Here is a 20,401-nt window from a genome sequence, read left to right as displayed (position 1 = left end):
CGCTATCGTTCCCCGTTAGTTCAGAAGAGTTTCATGAACTGATCATTTATCTGGTGGATCAATAACCACGAAGGCTCTTTTTATGTGATGAGTCTCCACCAGCTGGATCCTCCACTAACGTACCCGTTAGTTGAGCAAAGGCAGCCGATCGTTCTGGCCGGCTGCCTCATTCTGGTCTGAATTATGCTATCGTTCTGCGTTAGTTGAATTCAACGCTCTTCCCCCATTCGACAGGTTGCTCCAGGATTACCCCGTCTGTCTCCACCCATTGGGTAAGGCTGTTCTCTTTGGCTTGAATAACGATAAAATACAGGTCTTCCGAAGCGGACGTATTCCGCAACGCTCTCACTCCGTCAGGAGCAATTCGAACTGAAGTTCCTTCGAACACATCAAATTCGTTTCCGTCTACTTGTAAGTGACCTTGTCCTTTAAGAAAGATGAAGAGTTCCTCATTTTCTTGGTGTTTGTGATAGAAGGGGACTTCCGCCTTTGGGGGCAGATTATTGAGTGAAACTTCCATGCTCGTAAGTTTTAAGGAATCTTTTAGAAAAATTTTTCCTTTTAGCATTTCTTCCGTGACGTTTCCAAAATTCGAAAATGCGCCTGCATGGTTAACGGAGTAATTCAATTGATTCAGCCCCAATTCATTCACCTCACCTTAGTTTTATGTATCAGTAACAGAATGATAACTATCCTTCGAAGAGCGACCCCAAAGACGTCCTTGTCATTGCATACGTTGTCAACCATGGTTATTACTACGATTAGACTCCATCTGGGGACTTCCAGAGGTTTAGCTAAGATCAATGTTAAACTAAAAGGCTGGCAGGGTCTTGCCTGTTTCGAGCAAGCTCTTTAAATTGCTGAGAATGACAGGCCAGCCATTATTAAATCCATCAATCTTACCTACATCTTTGCGAATATCCTTCTCTAATAAATCCTCGTGCCTGAGAGTCAGTTTTACAGTAGAGTTCATAGGAGTTAATTCGTAAGTAACTTTGGAGAACCGCTCTCCTTCACCGTCTTTAACACTCCAGGTAACTGTGAGTAAACGATATGGCTCACATACAAGAACTTCACCATGATGATCAACCTTCTCTTTATTCATCAATTTAAAGCCGGAGCCAACTTGCCAATCTGCATCTGAAACAATCTCACTACCGAAAAAATACTGCTTGGTGAATTCACCGTTAGTTAGGGCTTGCCAAAGCTTCTCTGGTGTAGTTGCGATGTAAGTCGTGTAAACAAATGAAACGTTATTCATGTTTAGAATCCTCCTCTAAGGCTTGTTTTAGTGTGCTTAATGCCTCGATCCGGTGACGCTCAAACTTGCCGATCCAGCGTTGATAAATTTCCCCGATAGGTATCGGATTAAGATAATGCAGCTTTTCACGGCCTTGCCAAACGACAGTAACAAGGTTTGCCTTTTCCAGCAGCTGAAGGTGCTTCGTAACAGCTTGACGAGTCATAATCATTTGTTTACAAAGTTCTCCTAAGGATTGACCGTTATTCGCGAACAAGAGGTCGAGTAAATCTCTGCGGGTTCCATCGGCAAGTGCTTTAAATACTTTGTCCATGCCCTTATTATATGCAACCATTTGTTTGCATGTCAAGTTCCATTGTAAAAACGCCTGTAGCATATTCTTACTCCCTCTATGGAGAAACGTTTTACTCCTAAATGCTCACTTATTCTTAGAATTTGACCGTAATACGAGTCTACCAGATAAAATTCTAGTGGTACTAAATTGAAGATAAAGAAATATATGGAGCTGCCCGTTAGCGCAACTAAGGGCTGCCGCGCGGCAGCCCTTCGGCATTATGCTAACGTAATCCATTAGCTTAAATATATATTAACACCCACGCTACCATTGGAGGGCGCCGTTCTCATCGAAGAACCCGCCGGTTGGTCCATCCTTAAGGAACTGGAAATTATGTTCCGTATCGCCAAGCATTGAACCAGCTTCCAATGGCGGTAAAGGATTGGAGCGACTTCCCCTTTCGAGATGTCCGTCCGTGGAGAGTAGTATATTAGCCAATTACCAGGACACATCCAGCTCGTTGTACATGTGAAGTAGATACAACGCCAATCCAGTAACGGCTTTGCTAGCTTATTTCATTCGGCTTCTTCCGTCCCTTTCTTATTGGCAATTTTCTAAGAAATTTTGTAAACGTTCCAGTTGCAATAGATGATGCCTATAATGCATTTCTACCAGCAAAAACCACTCTGTAGCGTTTAACGCGCCGAAACCTGGATGAAGGATTTTATTCCCTTCCACCGCCTGACTCAAAGCGATTTCAGTACGTTTCATCCGTTCAACTACGCCACGAAGTCCTTCTATCAGCTGCTCCTTACTCTCCGGCTGCTGCGGTGTGTACTGTGGTGAAGCCGGGACCCGTATCCGAATGGGCGGAAAACTTCCAAGCTCAAACGCGGCCCTGCCATTCTCCGTTTTTTCCCCCGTGCTCCCCAACACTGCTTCGCTTCCCGCCAAACATTGGTCAACATTACGCAGATGCATGAATTGAGCCGACTGAATCAAATGCATATACATTTGCCCAATCGACCATTCCTCCTCGTTAGGCTTTGCATGTAGCTGCTCCATATCGAGGTTTTCCAGTTCAACTAAATACCGTCCAACTGTCGCTTCAAACGCCTGCAATACTTCTGCTGTACTTCTCATATAAACAACACTCCTCATTCATCCTGGGTATAATCCCAGTATAAATAAACGCTACTGACAACAGCATGTCAGTAGCGTTTTAAAATTTTTTCGGCCTCTTCCCGAATCCGGCAGCGTAAAGACTCGGGTTCCACAACCTCGACGTCTCCTCCCCAACTAAGGATAAGATGCAGCAATTCCTCCGGCGTTCGAACGCGAAAGTGGATCCAAACACCGTCTATCCGCTCCTCGACCGCTTCCATATAAAAATTACCGGTCTCGACGATTTTATCGGCTATTTCTGGATTGGCCCGAATCAGCACGCGTTCGTTGCGGTCATCTGGCGGACGGTAATGGCTCAAGTTAAAGCCATACGGCATAACAAAATACTTATCCAACACGACTAGCTCAGTCATTCGCGACAAGCGGAAATGGCGGATATCCTGCCGCAGGTCGCAGCGTCCGATCAAAATCCAATTGCCCTGAACGAGCGCCAGTCCGTACGGATCGACCTCACGCATACTCTTCCTATTGCCGTCCAATTCCGGCATTTTTTTCTGGTACGAAATCTTTATTTTTCGCCGCTCCAAAATCGCCCGCCGCACTTGTCCGAGATAGTCTTTTTCCCTCAATCCAGTTAACGGTTCACTAGCGTGAAGAAGCCGCATGGTTTCCCGAACGCGTGCCGACTCATCTCGCACTGGCTCCGGCAGAATAGCTTCAATCTTGCGTCTGGCGGCCTGAGCCACAGTTCCGTAATTACCATCCAACCTCTGTTCGATAAAATCTGTTCCCATAAGTAAGGCCACGGTCTCTTCCGCCGAAAAACTGACCGGCGGCAGGAAATATCCATCGATCAGGGAATAACCCTGACCGGGGGCTCCCAATATTGGGACCCCCATTTCGCTCAGGGCTTGAATGTCTCGATATATCGTCCGTACGCTCGTCTCAAATAAAGAAGCCATATCTTCCGCTCTCAATACTTTGCTCCGTTGTAGTTCAAGCGTTATGGCAAGCTGTCGGTCGGTTTTATTCATTTTTTTCCCCCCACTGATCCATCATCCAGGTACATTTAATTTATTCTAACACAGCAAGCTACCTCGATTACCGATGATATCAGACTTCAAATCCCATTCAAACCTACCTAATATCAATATCCTATATTGGAACTATACTGCCCCGTTAGTTGAGTAAAGGCAGCCGATCGTTCTGGTCAGCTGCCTCATTGTGTTCTGTATTAAGCTATCGTACCCGTTAGTTTAATATCAAGTGCTGATTTTTTCACCTGAAGCAACAGTTAGATTTTCGACAGTGACATTCATACAGCTTTCTACTGTATCTGTTAATGAAGTTGTTGCGTACAGAACTCCCCAGAAGCCCTTCTCCCCCATTATCTCGCTTATTTCATCGTCATGCTCAATCCATTTGAAGACCTGTGATGTAAATAAACTATCTTTTGAATGTTTAATAATTTGCGCTTTATAGAATCCATTTGGAGAGAAGATTTCCTTTATTACATCATCCATTTACGCTCGTCCCTTTACTCAGACATGACCGTTAGTTAGCCGACTTCGTTTTGTACTATCGTACCCAGTTAGCGTAATAAGTTGCCAAACAAACCAATTCATCGCCCCTTTTCAGTCGTTCCAGAAGATTCCACATTTAAATTATTTGTACCTATTACATTTCCCTTGATATCCAAATACTCTATCATGAGAGCTCCATTTGTTTGAATGGGCAGGGAAGCAAACCATAAAGAATGGATTCCAAGAGCATGTTTGATGACTTTTGCATTTTGCTGCAATTCTTGTTTGTCTGAAATACGGATTTGAGAGACCCAAGGATCTATGAGATCGCCATAAAGAATTGGGAATGGTGTGCCCGGCTGAGCTTTAATGTACACTGGGGATGGATTTTTAACCTCCCCTTTCACCCAATTTTCACCCTGAGTTTTTGACACGTAGTCAACCCAGGCTTCGCCGCCTTTAGTCCAGCTCTGCGATCCTCCGTTGATATACCCAACCTCCCATGTCATTCCGTGCCGCTGCGAATCCTGTTTTGCTGTAAAAATCAATAATCCGCTGTTTCCTGCGTTTTCTTTATACAGCAATGTTCGATCGGGATCAGGGCTGCTTTTTTCTATTATTTGCAAAATATCCTGGTCCGATAGGGAGCGTACCGAGATATCCGAATGGATGGGAGCAGGGATCTCTGGATGGACGGAAACAGGGATTTCTACGATCCATAGACAGGCTGCTGCCGCAAGGATTAAAGCGATAGAGGCCATCCACTTCAAGCCTGAATGTGTTCCTTTCTTTTGAGCGCCCAGTACCCTTTCTTGAATGCTTCTGATTTGAATTTGCTTAGCTTTGACATGGTAAGGTCCTTCTTGAAGCTGTTCTTCCCAGTCTCTGTTCTTCATGGCCGTCCCTCCTGCATCTTTTTTCTCATCTTGGCTCTTGCCCGATGAATTCTTGATTTCACGGTTCCCTCCGGAATATGCAGCAAATCCGATACCTCTCTAATTGAAAGTCCATAGCGTATTTCCAATACCAACACTTCCCGATATTTGTTTGGAAGGGACAATAAGTATCGCCAAGTATCATCCATCCAGGCATTTGCGAAAAAAATGGTTTCGGCGGAGGCTGACATAGCAGAGAATTTAACAACTGGAACTGGTATCATTTTACGGAAGAATGCGGATCTTTTATAGTTAATGGCTTGGTTTCGGCAAATCTGGAGCAACCAGGTTTTTACTGTTGACTCGCCACGGAAGCCATCCAGGGAAAGAAAGGCGCTAACGAATGTGTCCTGAGCTATATCGTCAGCTGCATCATGCTTTTTGGTTAGAATATACGCAAAATTCCAAACATCCTTCCAGTATCTAACAACAAGTGATTCGATTAAAGGCGGATCGATGCGGTTCATATTTTTGAGATAATCGTCTTCCACTCTTTGCAACACCTCCAAATAAGTAGACAAGGCAATAATCAAAAAGTTCCCATAATAATTTCAAAAGTCTTCTCTAGTAAACCTGCAGTGCATGCGAAAATATCTTCAGATATTCGCGAGGCTCTTAGCACAGGCAGGGCACAGCAGAAAAAGCCTACCGATCGCTCAGTAGGCTGCAATATAACATTGATGATGCCTGCGTGTATTCAGATATTTCCTTAAATATAGCTGGCTTTAAACTGCTTATTGGCAAAATCGAGCTTGTTCTTATGGTCACCCGCCGTCATTCCATATTTGGAATGGATTATAAATCCATTGATTTGCATCAATAATTCTCAGAGACATATCAAAAAGTATCATGCTGCCTGCCGGGGACCATTCGCAGCCATTTCTCCGGTATACTCTTCACTGCAATCAAGAATTGTCATGTTTCTTAGCTTTTTCAATAAAGAGACTGTTTACATTTTCTAACTCAATATTCCCAATACCAAGTTCATTCAATTGGTTGGAAATATCTTTTTCAAGATAAAGTTTCGTTACCTTTCCGTCTTTTGTATCAAGTATACCTAATTCAAGTGAATTATTTATGTTCTTTCTTTTATATAATACATACCGGGCATTCCATCCAATCATATAAACATCTGATCCGATAATAACAGGTGAACGATCTTGCTTCTTTGCAATATAATGCACGTTCGAATTACCATTAAACAAACGATAATCCTTCGGTATTACAATAACAGCATCAGTTGAGTCTTTAAAATCCCCAACAATGTTAAAACAACCAGCCAATAAAAACAACACTAGACAGAAAAGACCAATTTTAAAAATTTTAATTTAGGTCACCTCTTAAGATGATTTTAGAAGGAAATGGTTGAAGTCAATATTGACTCCAACCATTTTAAGATTAATGAGCTTATATAGATATATTCTGCAGTCTGTTAGCGTACTAAGGGCTGCTGTTCAGTGAAAACAAAGTATTAGACTGAAAAATAAAGTTTTAGACTGCTGAAGCTCGGACTTCATACCCGGGCTACTTGAGTCAGCACCTGCGAAAACTGGTAGTGCGGTCGGGCCGAATCTGAGACCAAAAAGGCGGAGTGTCTTTTTTCTGGAGATCATTGATCATTTAATAATTTTTTCTGTAAAATTCTTTAACAAGCAATTACATTGTCTTATAAAATCGAGTACCTTTTCAAGTTCCTTATCATTATAGCTCGATAACATTTGATTCAGTTGTTGACCGAATGAATGGAAGAGAGGCAAAATATCCTTTTCCGCCTTTTCCCGATCGACGGAAATCAATACCGACCTTTTGTCTTTCGGATCTTTGACTCGGAAAACATATCCCACTTTCTCCAGCCTGTCTAATACACCCGTGATCGCACCCGTTGTTAACCCGGTTAAATCGGAAAGACGACCGGCAGTAATGGGTTGATTGTTCAATATGACATCTAAACATTTGTGATCCGTCGCATTTAATCCCAGTTTTGTACCGATTGCTTGGTGAAACATGATCGTCACCGTACTGTTAATTCGTAGTTCTTCCGCAAGGGTGTCTATGATTTGATTTCTTGACATTTAGGTCATCCTCCGTTTAATATTATCTTATCTCGTGAGATAAATTAATTAAGGTCAACTCTCATTTTACCAATTAATCGATTGTCAATCAAACTTAAAAGGGGATGGCTGTAATATGTCCGAAATTTCAGTGGCTATAGCCGGTGCCGGGTTAAGTGGCTTGTGCCTAGCACATTCGTTGCTTCGCGACGGGTTCGATGTGCAAATTTATGAACGCGATCCTGCGCCGTATATCCGTCGCCAAGGTTATCGAATCAGTGTTGACGAGCACGGTATCGCAGCTCTTCAGAGATGCCTGCCGCCTCATTTATTTGAGTTGTTTCTTGCTACTGCTTCCCCTACGGACAAAGCGAGCTACTTTCGCGTAACTAACCAAGAGCTTGGCGAGGTATTCAGACTCACTTTTAAAGGCGATCCGAGCGGTGCTGACTTGCGAACTCCACGGCAGGTGGATCGCCAAACACTCCGCGCCATTATGCTCGAGGGGCTTCAGGATAGGGTGCATTACGGCAAGGAAGCGCTGCGTGCTGAGACAACATCGGATGGAGCAACACTTTACTTCCCGGATGGAAGTTGTATCCGTGCTTCACTCGTAGTTGGTGCAGATGGTGTTAACTCGGCCCTTCGCAAGCAGCTTTTGCCCGACTGTGAACCAGAACATACTAGCAGCTGGGGGATTTATGGCCGCTCGCTCCTCGTTCATAAAGGACGATCGCTCGTTCCTCGTCCTCTGGAAACCAGCGGAGTATTCGCGATGGGTCCAGCCGGCCGCGGATTCTTCTTTACCGCAATGCGCTTCACTGAGGCACCGCAAACGGCTTTTGCACGTCTTGGCGTGAACCAAGCACCGCCAATAAATGATGATTACGTGATGTGGGGAATTCTGCTGCCGAAAGAGCAGTTTCCGGAATATCAAGAGAAACTTGACGCCAAGGGGCTGCAACGCCTTGCACAAGAGGCCGTACGCGACTTTCATCCGGTTGTCCAACGTTTTGTAGAGCGGGCTGATGTCGACTATACCATGCCGGTAAGATTCAGAGTAGCCAAAAAACCGGATATGTGGCCAGTCTCCCGAGTTGTATTTATGGGAGATGCGATCCACGTCATGCCCCCTACCGGAGCGCATGGAGGTAACACAGCGTTGCGTGATGCGGCACTTCTCGCGGATAAGTTGGAAGCTATGGCGATACAAGGCGAAACGCTTGAGAGGGCAATCCTTTCCTATCAAGAGGGTATGAGCAAGTATGCCTTTCGTGAGGTTGAAGCATCAAAAACGATGATGAAACGATTCTCAATCAAGAATCCGCTCATGAGTTGGCTCATGTTATGCGCGGTACCATGGATGCTTTCAATTACAAATAAATCGCTAACAATTGAATGACTTATACTAGATGCGCAAAGTCGGTCTCCATCGCCGCGCCAGTCCACAACTTTATTTTCCAAGTCTAATACTCTATTATCTCGTTTTATCTTAATCATGGGGTCAGTCTAATACTTATTTTTCAAATTCAGGCGATTTCTCGACTCAATAACCCGCGTAGAATCAGCACTTCCAGTCTAAACCTTTATTTTCTTCGTACAGCTGCCACGCGACAGTACTTTCGGTATTATGCTATTGTACCCGTTAGTGGAATGGCCAATTCTGTGCTTTAGAAGGTTCCCGGTAAATCAGTGATGAAAAATTGTAATGGAGTCCATCCCATACAGGGATGGACTCCACCTCAATTCAATTAATTTTTCGCTCTTTAAACCGTTCCTTTGTGAGCACATGCATCAGTTCACCGTTACAATCCTCGTAATCGTCTGTCAGTCCCGCAAGCTCGCGGTCAAACACAAAAGCCAGTTTCTCGAAAATTTTCAACGATGCTTTGTTCCTTGGATCTGCTTTAGCGTACAGTCGGTCGAGTCCGATAACATCAAACGCGTAGGCAGCCAACGCAACAGCAGCTTCAGTCGCGTAGCCTTTGCCCCAATATTCACGACCAATCAAATAGTACAACTCCTTGTCAGGTGCACTAAAGTCAAGTACCCCTACACCGCACCATCCTACTAAGGCTCCAGTAAATTTGCTTCTAATCGGGAACGAATATTTAAACGGCATATCGAAGGGTGTATCATAGCTGTTCATTAACCACTCGAACACCCCTTGATAATCCTCAAGCGGTAACACGTCTAAATGCATGTAAGTGAACAGCTCCGGATTTTGCATAAGTTCAAATGATTCCATCATGTCACTTTTAATGTAAGGACGAATGATAAGGCGCTCTGTCTCGATGCGCATCGTGGATAAGGCTGTTTCCATCTTTGTTAATCCTCCTAGTCTGTATTTGCTAAATGTTTCAGACTAGCTTTCGAAATCTGGCATACCCAATTCCACCTTCCAAAATAATCTCTCTGTATTGCACTATCGTACCCGTTAACCACACCTGACTGAGATACACATCATTTCCAACCAGCCCGTTGTAGTATCTCATTCACAAAATCGCTCTTAGCATTTGTGTATGCCAAACGGTTTTTGTGGAATCGTTGTGCGAATTCCAACTTCAATTCACCATACATTTTGGCGTCCTCTGGATGACTTCTCAAATAATCTCGAAAAAGGATATGACGTTTATATTCGGCGTTTTCCATTGTGCACACGTAGAGGTGATGCCAAGTTACACTATTAGGAGGAATAAAAGCCTCCCGCCCTGTAGCTCCTAAATCGCCTTCATGAACATAACCAAGGGTGGCGAGCCTTTGGATAGCTGTAAGGACATCTGCCTGCGTAGACACCACCACGTCCATATCAACAATCGGTTTAGCTGCTAACCCTGGAACAGATGTACTTCCAACGTGTTCTATTGTGACTACGAGGTCGCTTAAAACAGGAAGTACGATACCTCGCAACTTATCAAACAACAAAACCCAACTGGGATCGTATTCAACTACTATTATGCTGGAACCCATTTAACGCCTCCTTACTGTAAAAACATGGATATATATCTATTCGTAGGCTTTTTACGTATTCCTGCTCAATAGATCGACAAAAACAACCGACTGCCACGCAATCCTGCACGTTACTTCAACAAACGAAAAAGGAGCTGCCGCGCGGCAAGCTCCTCACTAACGTACCCAGTTAGCGCAATGGGGCTGCCAGGAAATTTAACTCAGCTGCAACTCCATAGTGGTCACTTGGAACTTTTTGAGCCATCGGCGTTTTAGTTGTTCCGAATAGTCGCACATTGCTCACTACAGGTTCTAAATCTTGAAGCTGGTGCTCTTGTCTTAGCATAATCCAATCAAAGCGGGCAGGAATCTGCAGTGTATGGACCCCTTCCCACCGAGGATTTCGTACAAAATCAAGAGTTGCCTCGGCTTTCAATCCACTTCGCCATTGCTCATATTCGGCGAGATCTAACCATTTGGCTGCTCGGCTATTCAGCGATTGCCGTCCCTGTAGCAACCGATGAATGCTCGAATCTGGTACATCGTTAAAATCCCCACATAATAACTCAACTGTATTTGTTTCAGTTTGTTCATTAATCCAATCGAGTATTGCGCAAATTTGAACTTCCCTGTTTATCACGCTTCTCCAGTCCAGATGAACATTTGTAATGGCAACGCGAACCGATTCTACCTGTATAACGGAACGAATTGCGCAAAAAATCGATACATTGGAATTATTGTCCCAGATCGCTGTCTCCAATTCAAATTTGTGCTTGCTTAAGAAGGCCAATCCTTCATCGGCATCTTCTAGATCAGGATATTTACGAAAAATGATATATGGGTATCCGGTTTGTTCAGCTATATAGGTTGAAAATGCCTTTGAGGGATAGCCGGGAGTCGATGTAGAAACCTCCTGTAATGAAATAATATCCGCATTAACCGAGCGAATTTCCTCACATATTGCGTGTATTCTTTCGCCTAACGTTCTATCATTGTTCCAAAGGTTATAAGTCGCGATGATCATGCAGCTACCTCGCTTCAAAGATTTTTCTATTATGGCAATCTCATCTTAAATAAAGAAATCCAATTGGGTAAGTGACTGAATGGTTATAGTGTAAACTGCCAATTAGCTTAATAGGCTGCCATTAATGCTGGCAGCCTGGTGTCGTTGAGCTAACGTACCCGTTAGCGTAATGATCTAGGCGTTACTTGTGATACGCTTCTCCGCGCTATCTATAACGGCAAGTTTCGTTTTTCTCCCTGCATACGCAAGTTCCCAATTTCCAAACTTATCTCTTGACTTAAGTCAATGCACGTAAACATCCCCCTAGTTACAATGTAATCATTACTTTAACTTAGGGGGTTTTTCATGGTATTCCAAGGATAGTTATCGGATCAGCGAAGGTCTTGGTGGATTCTCTTCTTAATTCTGCTTAGTGACTCCGGAGTAATGCCGAGATAACTGGCCAATTGATGTTGGGGTACCCGGTCGATGAGAGATTGGCGTTTCATTAGCAGCGTCTTGAAGCGTTCTTCCGGCGAAGAAATGATAAAAGCAGCGAATTCCTTTTGGACCTGACTAAAGTTCTCCTCGATCATCCTACGGGTCATCGACTCCAATTGAGGGTGTTTGTTGTACATGTCCTTTTCCGTATCGAGGTCGCCAACGACCATTACCGATTCTTCAACGCACGTGAAGGTGTAATCGGATGACTTGTCTGGTTTGTGGTGATTGAAAATGGCGATGGCTTGCTCTTCGGTGAAGAAATTGGATGTGACCTCTCTTCCCTCTTCATCGATCGAATACTGCCTTACGCAACCTTTCAGGATGAAATAACATTTTGTAGTGACATCTCCTTGTTTGAAAAGAACGGTCCCCTTTTTAAATTCTTCCGTACGGATCTGGTCCACAATGGCTTGCTGATCTTCCTCGTTAAGGGAAGTCCATCTCGACATATACTTGTATAAAATGTTTTTCATTACCGCTTTCCTTCATCTCCTTCTCTTCCGGTCTTCCTCCTATCCATTTTCAAACATTAAGGAGCCTTTTGTAAAGGACCGTTGCATTGGCGATGATACGTTCTACAAAGAACGCACTAAAGAATAGGAGGGGAAACCCATGAGAGCAATGGTCCAATTCTCGTATGGTCTACCGCAAGTGATTGTCCCGCAAGAAATCGCGAAACCGTCGCCTGGAAAAAAGGAAATTCTCATACGTATCCAAGCTGCCAAAGTAGGGCCTTCGGACTGCGCTTTTCGCAAGGGCAATCCGCGAATGATTAAATTGATATACGGACTCTCTAGACCGAAATTTGCAATTGGTGGAACTGAATTAGCCGGAGAGGTCGAAGCGGTCGGCAAAGAAGTAAAGCATTTTAAAAAGGGGGATCGTGTTTTGGGGATGAGCATCAAAAACTTCGGTGCTTATGCTGAATATAAGTGTCTTTCCGAAGAGAGCCCCCTTGCGGTTATACCGGACAACATCACCTTTGAAGAAGCCGTCGGCGTCTGTGACGGGGGTGCTACCGCATTGACGTTTCTAAGAGATATGGCAAAGTTGCGGAAGGGACAGAAAGTTCTGATTAATGGTGCCTCGGGGGCTGTCGGCATCTACGCTGTGCAATTAGCCAAATACTATGGCGCTGAAGTAACCGGTGTTTGCTCTGCCGGCAACGAAGGTCTGGTAAGAAAAGTGGGGGCAGATTTCTTTATTGATTATACCCAGGAAGATTTCACGAAGGTGGAAAAAGCCTATGATGTCGTTTTTGATGCTGTAGGCAAACGCTCCTTCTTGGCATGCAAGCGTGTACTTACCACCAAGGGAATTTATCTGACTACCGTACCTAAGCTGTCTATCGTTTTACAGATGATGTGGACTTCCCTTTTTAAAGGCAAACGGGCTGTTTTTGCAACAGCCGGCCTGATGCAGAACAAAGCGAATTTGGCATTTCTCATGGAACTCGCAAGAAATGGAACGCTGAACGCCGTGATCGATCGTCGATATCCTCTGGAGCTCCTGCCGGATGCACACAAATATGTAGAGACCGAACGTAAAAAAGGTAACGTGATTATTAAGTTCTAAAGTCAGCCGTGACCCTTTCGCTCAAAAACTTGCCGTTACTTATGGTACGGTTCACCGCGAATGACCTTAAACTATTCTGCACGTTAGCGTAATGAAAAAATGGAGCAGCTGCCGTCGGCAATCTGCTCCAAGATGCGTTGAACTATCGTACCCGTTACTTTAATGACCTGGTTGTTGCGCTATCGTACCCGTTAGCTGAAGAACGACTTGTGTAAGTGTAAATTCTGCAAGCGTTATTCTTCGACAAGACTAATTTGTGACTACCAGATAATCGTTTTGAAATGAATGATTAAGTTTTCCCAACAGCGTTTCCTTGAGAGGCGTTTTTCCATATATAAAAACCAAGAACATAAGCAAGTACGCAGCCAATCATTGTATCGAGTAATCGATATTCTAACAAATATGCTGTCACTGGACTGCCGGTGCTGAACATCATTAACATTAACGGTGTCATAAGCATGGCATAGATCGCATAACTTCGATTTTTAAAAATGGGGCGAAGCGCACCAAGTAATCCGATAACGACTACACTATTCCATTGCGGCAGAGACCACAGCAACAAACAGCTTCCGAGTAGTACACCTACCGCTGTACCTATGCCTCTTTGAAAAATACGTCTTTGTGAATAGGCTAAATCACGTTTGAGGACAATAGCCACTGTTAAGCCGATCCAGTAGGAACGTTCAAGATGGAAAACAATCCCTATCGATTGTGCCGCTATCATACATAATGCGACTCGAACTGTGTATTTCCAGCCTGTAAAATGAGTTAATTTACTCCGCCACTGTGTAAATCGTTGCTTATAAGAAATCTTAGCGGTTTGAACTGAAATTTTGTGGTCCCGCGATTTCTGCATTAGGAATCCCACAATGACAGATGCGATTATTCCCAATAAAGAACCTGTTGCAAAATAAGCAGGTATTTTGAAAATGTCCTGATACAACCCTCCATCGCCCATGCTAGAACCAATAATAGAAAGTATCACAAATTGGACGCTGGCTATTGCAACAGATCTGCTTATTCCTCCCAGCAGCGCTGCCAATGTCGAAATCATTACAATTAAACCACCAGTCAACCAGCCGTGCCCTGCTATAATTATGCCTATAACTATTGCAACTGTCCCTGTCGCCATTGTACGAAACAGTTCAGTTGTATGTTTCTTGATTGTTCCATCAGACGAAGTATCATTTGTAATCATTACACCAAAAGTAGATAATAATCCGAACATTAAATTATTCAAATAGAATCCTAAAGAAATGCAGCCTGCCATCCCGATAAACCCTGCGATAACTTGCGGGTAATTGATTGGCGCTTCATTTGACCATTGCAGTGTATCTTTCAATATAAATCCTAAGCCTGTGTTCCCTTGGTCACTTTTACTCAATATGTATCCTCCACTTTATCTAAATTTTGACGTAATTATAATACCTGCCATTCTTTGACTCCACCACATTATGCAAGGAATCTATACGAATTGTAAAGTGACGAAATTCTGTCGTTAAACTGCGCAATAGCGTAACGAAAAATAGAACAGCTTCAACCGGCAAACTGCTCCCAAATGCGTTCAACTATCGTACCCGTTAGTTGAACTGAACACAGATTAACTTCTACCTAGTCCTCTATCAGCCTCTAATTGAAGTTGCATGGTTTTAGGTCCCATATATTCTTGTGCAACCCCGAGAATTGTTTTGTCGTTACCCAATGATTCCAATACTGTAACTGAAAAAATGTTAATTAAGTAATCATCTTTGCAATCAGATACTTCTTTAAAGTAATCAAAAATACTTTCTAAGAGCTTGATGTTTCTATTCTTGCTTAATAGCTTAATAATCTCAGGCATGAAGATATCCTCAATTATGACAGTTTCTAATACCTCACCGTGACGCTCAATTGATTTTTCATAACCATTACCTGTTGAACTCTAACATAATTCTAAAAAATTCCTCCGATTTTTTGCTCATGACAACCAATTCCTTCGTCTTTTTTTACAAACTTCGTAAATTCGCCACGACTTAAATTATTCGCAACGTGATTCAACTATCCTGCCCGTTACTTCAATAAAAACAAAGAGGAGCTGCCGGTGCAAGCTCCTCCACTATCGTACCCGTTACTTCAACAAACGAAAAAGGAACTGCCACGCGGCAAGCTCAACGTCAAGAGAAAGACAAGAAGGGAGCAGCTGCCGCGCATGCTACTCCGCCAAAGTGATCTTTTTGATAAGTCATTTACCCCAAACTCCAAAATCTTCACCGCATTTTGTACGGGTAATTTTCAGATAGTTATGTTTTGTAATGCTTAAACCAATCTCGGACGAACCATTTCCTCCAACAAAGACACAATTTTTATCGATCGGTGCTCTCTGCCCATCATGACTAACATAAAAATATTGATCGTTTACAATTCCGTATTCCATATCATACTTCGAGGTATCGTAGGTTCCATCGAATTGAATCGGAATTATATCGAACTTACCTTCCTTTTTAAGCCCAGGAGCACCTGTAACATTATAATTTACCTGAATATCGCCTTCAAATCCTTCAGGTATTAAATAAATATCATTCGTTGAAGAAGTTTTGGTAGAGAAAAATATATCAATAAATCCGAACACAACGATGACTCCAACTACAGCGATCATACTGAGGAAGGCATATTTTCGATTCTTTGTCATTCTTTAAGCATCCTCCTCTTCTTTAAAATTCCTCCTTTATTTGAAGCCTTAAAACTGTCAAAGTTGCATTAACATACCTGTTACTTTAATGACTTGGTTGTTGCGCTATCGTACCCGTTAGTTCAACAAATTTGATGAGTTCAGCCTTGTAATTTCCTCTCCTTGTGTAATTCACCTAGTAATAAAAATAAAGGAAGGCCTAACGAAACACCAACTACAAGCGTACCGACAATCGGCAACCATAAAAACCTCATACCTCTTCTTTTGCCTTCAAAGAAAATGAACCCGAAAAGCACAACTGCTGATACTAAAACATCCATCCATGCAAATGATCCGATTCGCGTTTTTGTTATTTCCTCTACTAATTGAGACAATTCAAGACCATTCTGTATAACCCAAGGGAGAAATTGAGAATACGGCAACACAACTCCCAAAACCACCATTACTCCATAAAAGTACTTCAATGAAAACCCTCCACGAATACGATTCAATTTTTATATGTTCTGATTGTCTTCTTTAGTACTCTTCTCTATATTCTAGCTAATTCCCTTTATTTGTAACTAAATTATTCTACCCCGTTACGTTACTTCAACAGACAACGGCAGCCGGTCGTGTGTCCGGCTGCCGTCATGTCGTGATTGAGCTAACGTACCCGTTAGCTCAATCCCTTGCTTTGAGCTACAAATGTAATCCAATTGCTTCTAAAAATAATTGCTCTACCGTCCTTTTTCTCCTGAATTTCCTGTTGAACACTCTTTTCTATTGATACATCCCAGCCAGAGTACACTTCCCTAAGGTAAGTAAATGCTTTCTCTGTTGAAAGGTTTAATTCAATCAAACCTTCCTGTTCCTCTCCTGTAAGTACGTCTATTTCTTTTACTTCTGTGCTCATTAATATACAATTAATACCTCTATCTGTTGTTCCTTCTTTTATTTCTTCAAGTTTAGTTTGAAAAGCTGCTTCTGAGCTAACATGCTCTAAACAAGAACAAGCGATAATGTAGTCGAATGTTTTTTTATTAATTAGAAAATTTTCCACATCAGCCGCTTGTGTAACGATTGTATCGGTAACTCCATAATGCTCCGCATATTGGTTTAATAATTTGATAGCTGAAGGTAGCAAATCAATGCAATGTACCTTCCCGTTATACGCTTGAATTTGTTGAGCAATGGGTATGCTATTTCTTCCGACTCCACATCCAAGGTCAAGGACTTGAATTTTGTTTTTTTCTATATGTGTTAAATTATCGAGTACAACCTTCACTGGGCGAGAAAGCCAGCTGCCAGATTGGAATAACTTAGTCTCAGCATAAAACTTGTCATGATATTTGATTTCTTTACTTCGTGCACGATTGAATACATTCACTGCATCGTCTCCTTAAAAAAATCTATGTCTATATATTCGGACGAAATCGTTCCAATCCCTTTACGAATTTCTGCTCTACTCCCAGTTACCTCAATAAAACAGGGAGCAGCTGCTACGGCAATCTGCTCCCTGTATCGTTTCAACTATCGTACCCGTTAGCTTAATTCATTTCTCCACGGAATCCCGCGATTGTCATTCGAGTTGTGACCATTGAGTTATGATATACCGAAAGTTTTCACTGTACGAATTTTTCTTTTGCTCCACTCGTCGTAAATGGTCATAAAAGCTATGAGAAAATTTAAATACGTGACCGAAATCCCAATCTTGTTCGCTATAGTCCTTTTGCCAAAACTGAATTTCAGTCGGTAGCGCGTTTACTTGCACCGCCGCTTGCAGAGGCAAATGATCGACAGGCGAAACCAATTTGATTGAATCTCCAGGTTTAACGTTACGACTATAGCGTAGAACTTTAATCAGCTTCATTATTGGAAGTAATCCTCTTTCGAAAAAGGAGACATGGCCTAGATCAAACAAGATGTTTAACGCATGTGAGAAAGTCAGCATGTGTCCAATTAAATCATGATGTGATTCCGCACGATAAATGACGGGGAACTCGGTCAGCTGTTCCAGCACAAGCAATGATAGCTCTTTGGGATTCGATATAGTCGGAAAGCCGTCTTCATCTGTAATCTGCATCCTTTTCACCTCGGAAGCAGAAAAACCAATCCATGAACGTCCTGGAATCGTCCTCTCAAACGAGAGAATAAGATCGGTTATTCCTGCAATTTCCCCAGTACTTCCCCAACCTTTTAGTTCATGAATAGCCAACAAACTTGCTGCGCTGTAGATTACATTATGACCGACCCAGTGCAGCTCGTCGATCGTTTTATCAAGTGCTTCAAGTATGTCAGCTTCAGCCGTATGTGTGTTACAATCGGAACGGTGTTGAGTGCTTTTCACCCCAAGAATCTTTTGTACCATCGCTCCCGCCTGCGAAGCTATGAGTTCAGTGATTTCTTGTCTCATATTATTCGTTGAAACGAAAAAGTAACTGCCGATCGCGGCAGCACCATAATGAGCTTGCCAAATGTCACCTGTTTCTTGTTTGCATGAAGCGATGATCGTTAATCCGTCTCTCAATATGGATTGGTTCAACATAATGTCCTCCAATGCAATTTCCGTTACACTAAATTTTCGCGAGCCCAATTCAACAATTCTGCCTCGTTACTTTAATGGAAAAGAGGAGCTGCCGCGTTGCAAGCCCCTCCACTAACGTACCCGTTAACTTAATCGAATTACCGTTTATTTTTTTTCATATCCCAAAACTTTACCTATAACGTTACCAATGGGAAGAGGACCGTAGACATTACTGTCAATACTTCTCCACCCAGTATCACCCAAGACAAAGAGATGATTGTCTGGTACTTTAAACTTCTCCATATCCATGTTGAAGTAATCCTTCATGGTTTTCTGGCATGATTCGTTACATTCGGCTGTACCTGGCTGATTGACCGTATTAAAATACTCATCTTCATCCATTCCCCAACTTAAAATCTTTCCATAGAAAGTATTTAACTTTTTTTCATTTATATAAACTTGGCCTTTCTTTATTTGCACAACTTCATCAGTGAGAGCGATTACCCGTGAGATATTATGTTCAGGTGGATTTAAACGTGGATATTTATTTTTATCGATCTCGGGTATTTTGTAATAAATCACTTCACCGCGCTTAACTTCATTTTGATTGTAAAAGTTCGGATCAACTACAAGCTTTCCTTTTTCCTGCGAGTTGTACTCTAGATTTCGACGGGACATTCCATCGTTGTTGTTCTCAACTAGAATTGAGCCCAAGTTTGTTTCAACTATCGCTGGCGACTCCTGAGTAATAGTATCAGTAATATTTTGCTCTTCGCAACCCAAGATGAACAAAACGAAGAAAACACTAAGTATCGTTTTTAACCGCATGACATACCTCCTCATATTTATTATATATTCACTTTGAACTATGCTGCCCGTTACTTCAAAGAAAAAGCAGCTGATCGAGTAACCAGCTGCTGAACAGTCTTATTGAGCTATCGTACCCGTTAGTTCAAAAGACAAAATAATATAATAGCTTGTTGTACATAAAGTAAATTCATCTTAAATGCATATCCGACAAAATAATCCGAAGAGATAGCGTCTTCACTAATCTCCTCACCTCTGAAAAAAGGAGGACACGGATTCAAGATTGCGCTCTTCTTAGCTAACTTCATTCTATCTAACGTTATTTGATATTTATTTATGTATTCATTTGTTCGTAATTCATTTGGCAAAGAATCAGTCAAAATCACATCACTATCCATCAGAATACCTTCAAGTTCAGTATAAAATTTATAATTACGCGAATCTTCGCTTATTCTATAACCACTTGTACATACATGGTTGAAATTAAGATCGAACACACTTGAAGCATTTATCCACGATTTGCATATATTCCCCGGTGGGCCCACGAATGTATACACTAACTCCTTAAAGTTTTCTTTCCTTTTACTGATGGAGTAGAGGTCGGATAATATTTCACATGGATGACTTTCAGATGTCATTGCATTGATGATTGGAATATCAGAGTGATTGCACAATTCCTGAATTTTTGAAAACTCAGCATGCCTAACAACGATCCCTTGAGCCCAATTTTCCATATATTTAATAACATCACTTAACTGTTCCCTTCTGTTCAGGGTCTCTGGAGGGAATAATATGCATTCTCCCCCCAAATCCCTTATGGCTTTCTCAAAAGTAATTCTGGTTCTAAGACTGGATTCAGGAAAGAATAAAATAAACGTTTTTCCAGCTAATAAATGTTTATCATTTTCATGTCTTAATCTATCGGCCAGTTGAAAGATGTTAGTTATTTGTTGAGCTGACAGCTCATTTACGTCCAATAAATTCATCTGTTCACCATCCTCTTATAGATGCTTGCAGGATAAATATACAACAAAAATGCATATTAATACACCAATTTCACCATTATGAAATCCACCTTTAAATTAGTCTGCCGATTGGAGTAATGGTAATTCTACCCTTTATCTTAATGAAAAAAGGAGCAGTTGCCGATGGCAAACTGCTCCTTGGTTTTTTTCAACTAACGTTCTACGTTAGCTCCATCATGAAGGCGATACAGTTGCGCA

24 protein-coding genes are annotated in these 20,401 nt (G+C 42.2%); 2 read left to right on the top strand and 22 right to left on the bottom strand.

Annotated elements, in window-relative coordinates:
- Positions 1-199: 199 nt before the first annotated feature.
- The 10 genes from AC0YOB_RS35915 to AC0YOB_RS35870 all read right to left on the bottom strand — a co-directional run bounded on the left by AC0YOB_RS35915 (position 200) and on the right by AC0YOB_RS35870 (position 7,190).
- Positions 200-652 carry a cupin domain-containing protein gene (locus tag AC0YOB_RS35915; protein ID WP_475796875.1) on the bottom strand — a complete coding sequence of 151 codons (453 nt, stop codon included), beginning with the start codon at positions 650-652 and terminating at the stop codon, positions 200-202.
- A 159-nt stretch (positions 653-811) separates the two neighbouring features.
- Positions 812-1,261 carry an SRPBCC family protein gene (locus tag AC0YOB_RS35910; protein ID WP_475796874.1) on the bottom strand — a complete coding sequence of 150 codons (450 nt, stop codon included), beginning with the start codon at positions 1,259-1,261 and terminating at the stop codon, positions 812-814.
- Positions 1,254-1,637: an ArsR/SmtB family transcription factor gene (locus tag AC0YOB_RS35905; RefSeq protein ID WP_475796873.1), complete on the bottom strand. Its 384-nt coding sequence runs from the start codon at positions 1,635-1,637 to the stop codon at positions 1,254-1,256. Before AC0YOB_RS35905 ends, AC0YOB_RS35910 begins: the two co-directional genes overlap by 8 nt.
- Positions 1,638-2,135: 498 nt before the next feature.
- Positions 2,136-2,678: a DinB family protein gene (locus AC0YOB_RS35900; RefSeq protein WP_475796872.1), complete on the bottom strand. Its 543-nt coding sequence runs from the start codon at positions 2,676-2,678 to the stop codon at positions 2,136-2,138.
- A gap of 68 nt (positions 2,679-2,746) precedes the next feature.
- A complete protein-coding gene (locus tag AC0YOB_RS35895; protein WP_475796871.1) occupies positions 2,747-3,694 on the bottom strand; it encodes a helix-turn-helix transcriptional regulator in 948 nt (315 codons plus the stop codon).
- A 228-nt stretch (positions 3,695-3,922) separates the two neighbouring features.
- Positions 3,923-4,183, bottom strand: coding sequence for a hypothetical protein (locus tag AC0YOB_RS35890; RefSeq protein ID WP_475796870.1), 261 nt, complete (start codon positions 4,181-4,183; stop codon positions 3,923-3,925).
- Positions 4,184-4,281: 98 nt separating this feature from the next.
- A complete protein-coding gene (locus AC0YOB_RS35885; RefSeq protein ID WP_475796869.1) occupies positions 4,282-5,079 on the bottom strand; it encodes a hypothetical protein in 798 nt (265 codons plus the stop codon).
- Positions 5,076-5,609, bottom strand: coding sequence for an RNA polymerase sigma factor (locus AC0YOB_RS35880; RefSeq protein WP_475796868.1), 534 nt, complete (start codon positions 5,607-5,609; stop codon positions 5,076-5,078). The genes AC0YOB_RS35885 and AC0YOB_RS35880 overlap by 4 nt, the downstream gene beginning before the upstream one ends.
- Before the next feature lie 414 nt (positions 5,610-6,023).
- The gene (locus AC0YOB_RS35875; RefSeq protein ID WP_475796867.1) at positions 6,024-6,413 is read right to left on the bottom strand and encodes a hypothetical protein; all 390 of its coding nucleotides are present in this window, start codon (positions 6,411-6,413) and stop codon (positions 6,024-6,026) included.
- A 321-nt stretch (positions 6,414-6,734) separates the two neighbouring features.
- Positions 6,735-7,190: a MarR family winged helix-turn-helix transcriptional regulator gene (locus AC0YOB_RS35870; protein ID WP_475796866.1), complete on the bottom strand. Its 456-nt coding sequence runs from the start codon at positions 7,188-7,190 to the stop codon at positions 6,735-6,737.
- Positions 7,191-7,305: 115 nt separating this feature from the next.
- On the opposite strand from AC0YOB_RS35870, the gene AC0YOB_RS35865 reads away from it, so the two are divergent.
- A complete protein-coding gene (locus AC0YOB_RS35865; RefSeq protein ID WP_475796865.1) occupies positions 7,306-8,571 on the top strand; it encodes an FAD-dependent oxidoreductase in 1,266 nt (421 codons plus the stop codon).
- 345 nt (positions 8,572-8,916) lie between these two features.
- On the opposite strand, the gene AC0YOB_RS35860 is transcribed toward AC0YOB_RS35865, so the two are convergent.
- The 4 genes from AC0YOB_RS35860 to AC0YOB_RS35845 form a co-directional block, all read right to left on the bottom strand.
- Positions 8,917-9,492, bottom strand: coding sequence for a GNAT family N-acetyltransferase (locus AC0YOB_RS35860; RefSeq protein WP_475796864.1), 576 nt, complete (start codon positions 9,490-9,492; stop codon positions 8,917-8,919).
- 140 nt (positions 9,493-9,632) lie between these two features.
- The gene (locus AC0YOB_RS35855; RefSeq protein WP_475796863.1) at positions 9,633-10,139 is read right to left on the bottom strand and encodes a GrpB family protein; all 507 of its coding nucleotides are present in this window, start codon (positions 10,137-10,139) and stop codon (positions 9,633-9,635) included.
- 169 nt (positions 10,140-10,308) lie between these two features.
- Positions 10,309-11,142, bottom strand: coding sequence for an endonuclease/exonuclease/phosphatase family protein (locus tag AC0YOB_RS35850; RefSeq protein WP_475796862.1), 834 nt, complete (start codon positions 11,140-11,142; stop codon positions 10,309-10,311).
- Between the two features lie 371 nt (positions 11,143-11,513).
- Positions 11,514-12,098, bottom strand: a complete 585-nt coding sequence (locus AC0YOB_RS35845; RefSeq protein WP_475796861.1) for a Crp/Fnr family transcriptional regulator — start codon at positions 12,096-12,098, stop codon at positions 11,514-11,516.
- Between the two features lie 139 nt (positions 12,099-12,237).
- On the opposite strand from AC0YOB_RS35845, the gene AC0YOB_RS35840 reads away from it, so the two are divergent.
- Positions 12,238-13,200, top strand: coding sequence for an NAD(P)-dependent alcohol dehydrogenase (locus AC0YOB_RS35840; RefSeq protein ID WP_475796860.1), 963 nt, complete (start codon positions 12,238-12,240; stop codon positions 13,198-13,200).
- A 289-nt stretch (positions 13,201-13,489) separates the two neighbouring features.
- On the opposite strand, the gene AC0YOB_RS35835 is transcribed toward AC0YOB_RS35840, so the two are convergent.
- The 8 genes from AC0YOB_RS35835 to AC0YOB_RS35800 all read right to left on the bottom strand — a co-directional run bounded on the left by AC0YOB_RS35835 (position 13,490) and on the right by AC0YOB_RS35800 (position 20,164).
- On the bottom strand, positions 13,490-14,584 hold the full coding sequence (locus AC0YOB_RS35835; protein ID WP_475796859.1) for an FUSC family protein: 1,095 nt from the start codon (positions 14,582-14,584) through the stop codon (positions 13,490-13,492).
- Between the two features lie 216 nt (positions 14,585-14,800).
- A complete protein-coding gene (locus tag AC0YOB_RS35830; protein ID WP_475796858.1) occupies positions 14,801-15,040 on the bottom strand; it encodes a DUF7674 family protein in 240 nt (79 codons plus the stop codon).
- Positions 15,041-15,421: 381 nt separating this feature from the next.
- On the bottom strand, positions 15,422-15,868 hold the full coding sequence (locus AC0YOB_RS35825; RefSeq protein ID WP_475796857.1) for a DUF6843 domain-containing protein: 447 nt from the start codon (positions 15,866-15,868) through the stop codon (positions 15,422-15,424).
- 140 nt (positions 15,869-16,008) lie between these two features.
- Positions 16,009-16,332: a DUF2834 domain-containing protein gene (locus tag AC0YOB_RS35820; RefSeq protein WP_475796856.1), complete on the bottom strand. Its 324-nt coding sequence runs from the start codon at positions 16,330-16,332 to the stop codon at positions 16,009-16,011.
- A 191-nt stretch (positions 16,333-16,523) separates the two neighbouring features.
- Positions 16,524-17,234: a class I SAM-dependent methyltransferase gene (locus AC0YOB_RS35815; protein WP_475796855.1), complete on the bottom strand. Its 711-nt coding sequence runs from the start codon at positions 17,232-17,234 to the stop codon at positions 16,524-16,526.
- Positions 17,235-17,426: 192 nt separating this feature from the next.
- Positions 17,427-18,392, bottom strand: a complete 966-nt coding sequence (locus tag AC0YOB_RS35810) for a hypothetical protein (RefSeq protein WP_475796854.1) — start codon at positions 18,390-18,392, stop codon at positions 17,427-17,429.
- 144 nt (positions 18,393-18,536) lie between these two features.
- A complete protein-coding gene (gene lepB, locus AC0YOB_RS35805; RefSeq protein ID WP_475796853.1) occupies positions 18,537-19,199 on the bottom strand; it encodes a signal peptidase I in 663 nt (220 codons plus the stop codon).
- Between the two features lie 119 nt (positions 19,200-19,318).
- Entirely contained in the window at positions 19,319-20,164 is an 846-nt protein-coding gene (locus AC0YOB_RS35800) for an ornithine carbamoyltransferase (protein WP_475796852.1), read from the bottom strand.
- Positions 20,165-20,401: the final 237 nt, after the last annotated feature.

The sequence above is a fragment of the Paenibacillus sp. JT31N17 genome (genome assembly GCF_056269255.1).
This window is presented reverse-complemented; position numbering and strand designations above follow the sequence as displayed.

What these genes read in the sequence shown, in the direction of transcription:
- lepB (WP_475796853.1), bottom strand. Translation starts at nt 19,199, where the DNA reads ATGCGGTTAAAAACGATACTTAGTGTTTTCTTCGTTTTGTTCATCTTG.
- AC0YOB_RS35830 (WP_475796858.1), bottom strand. Translation starts at nt 15,040, where the DNA reads ATGCCTGAGATTATTAAGCTATTAAGCAAGAATAGAAACATCAAGCTC.
- AC0YOB_RS35850 (WP_475796862.1), bottom strand. Translation starts at nt 11,142, where the DNA reads ATGATCATCGCGACTTATAACCTTTGGAACAATGATAGAACGTTAGGC.
- AC0YOB_RS35870 (WP_475796866.1), bottom strand. Translation starts at nt 7,190, where the DNA reads ATGTCAAGAAATCAAATCATAGACACCCTTGCGGAAGAACTACGAATT.
- AC0YOB_RS35900 (WP_475796872.1), bottom strand. Translation starts at nt 2,678, where the DNA reads ATGAGAAGTACAGCAGAAGTATTGCAGGCGTTTGAAGCGACAGTTGGA.
- AC0YOB_RS35885 (WP_475796869.1), bottom strand. Translation starts at nt 5,079, where the DNA reads ATGAAGAACAGAGACTGGGAAGAACAGCTTCAAGAAGGACCTTACCAT.
- AC0YOB_RS35910 (WP_475796874.1), bottom strand. Translation starts at nt 1,261, where the DNA reads ATGAATAACGTTTCATTTGTTTACACGACTTACATCGCAACTACACCA.
- AC0YOB_RS35810 (WP_475796854.1), bottom strand. Translation starts at nt 18,392, where the DNA reads ATGTTGAACCAATCCATATTGAGAGACGGATTAACGATCATCGCTTCA.
- AC0YOB_RS35895 (WP_475796871.1), bottom strand. Translation starts at nt 3,694, where the DNA reads ATGAATAAAACCGACCGACAGCTTGCCATAACGCTTGAACTACAACGG.
- AC0YOB_RS35825 (WP_475796857.1), bottom strand. Translation starts at nt 15,868, where the DNA reads ATGACAAAGAATCGAAAATATGCCTTCCTCAGTATGATCGCTGTAGTT.
- AC0YOB_RS35840 (WP_475796860.1), top strand. Translation starts at nt 12,238, where the DNA reads ATGAGAGCAATGGTCCAATTCTCGTATGGTCTACCGCAAGTGATTGTC.
- AC0YOB_RS35860 (WP_475796864.1), bottom strand. Translation starts at nt 9,492, where the DNA reads ATGGAAACAGCCTTATCCACGATGCGCATCGAGACAGAGCGCCTTATC.
- AC0YOB_RS35845 (WP_475796861.1), bottom strand. Translation starts at nt 12,098, where the DNA reads ATGAAAAACATTTTATACAAGTATATGTCGAGATGGACTTCCCTTAAC.
- AC0YOB_RS35905 (WP_475796873.1), bottom strand. Translation starts at nt 1,637, where the DNA reads ATGCTACAGGCGTTTTTACAATGGAACTTGACATGCAAACAAATGGTT.
- AC0YOB_RS35890 (WP_475796870.1), bottom strand. Translation starts at nt 4,183, where the DNA reads ATGGATGATGTAATAAAGGAAATCTTCTCTCCAAATGGATTCTATAAA.
- AC0YOB_RS35800 (WP_475796852.1), bottom strand. Translation starts at nt 20,164, where the DNA reads ATGAATTTATTGGACGTAAATGAGCTGTCAGCTCAACAAATAACTAAC.
- AC0YOB_RS35865 (WP_475796865.1), top strand. Translation starts at nt 7,306, where the DNA reads ATGTCCGAAATTTCAGTGGCTATAGCCGGTGCCGGGTTAAGTGGCTTG.
- AC0YOB_RS35855 (WP_475796863.1), bottom strand. Translation starts at nt 10,139, where the DNA reads ATGGGTTCCAGCATAATAGTAGTTGAATACGATCCCAGTTGGGTTTTG.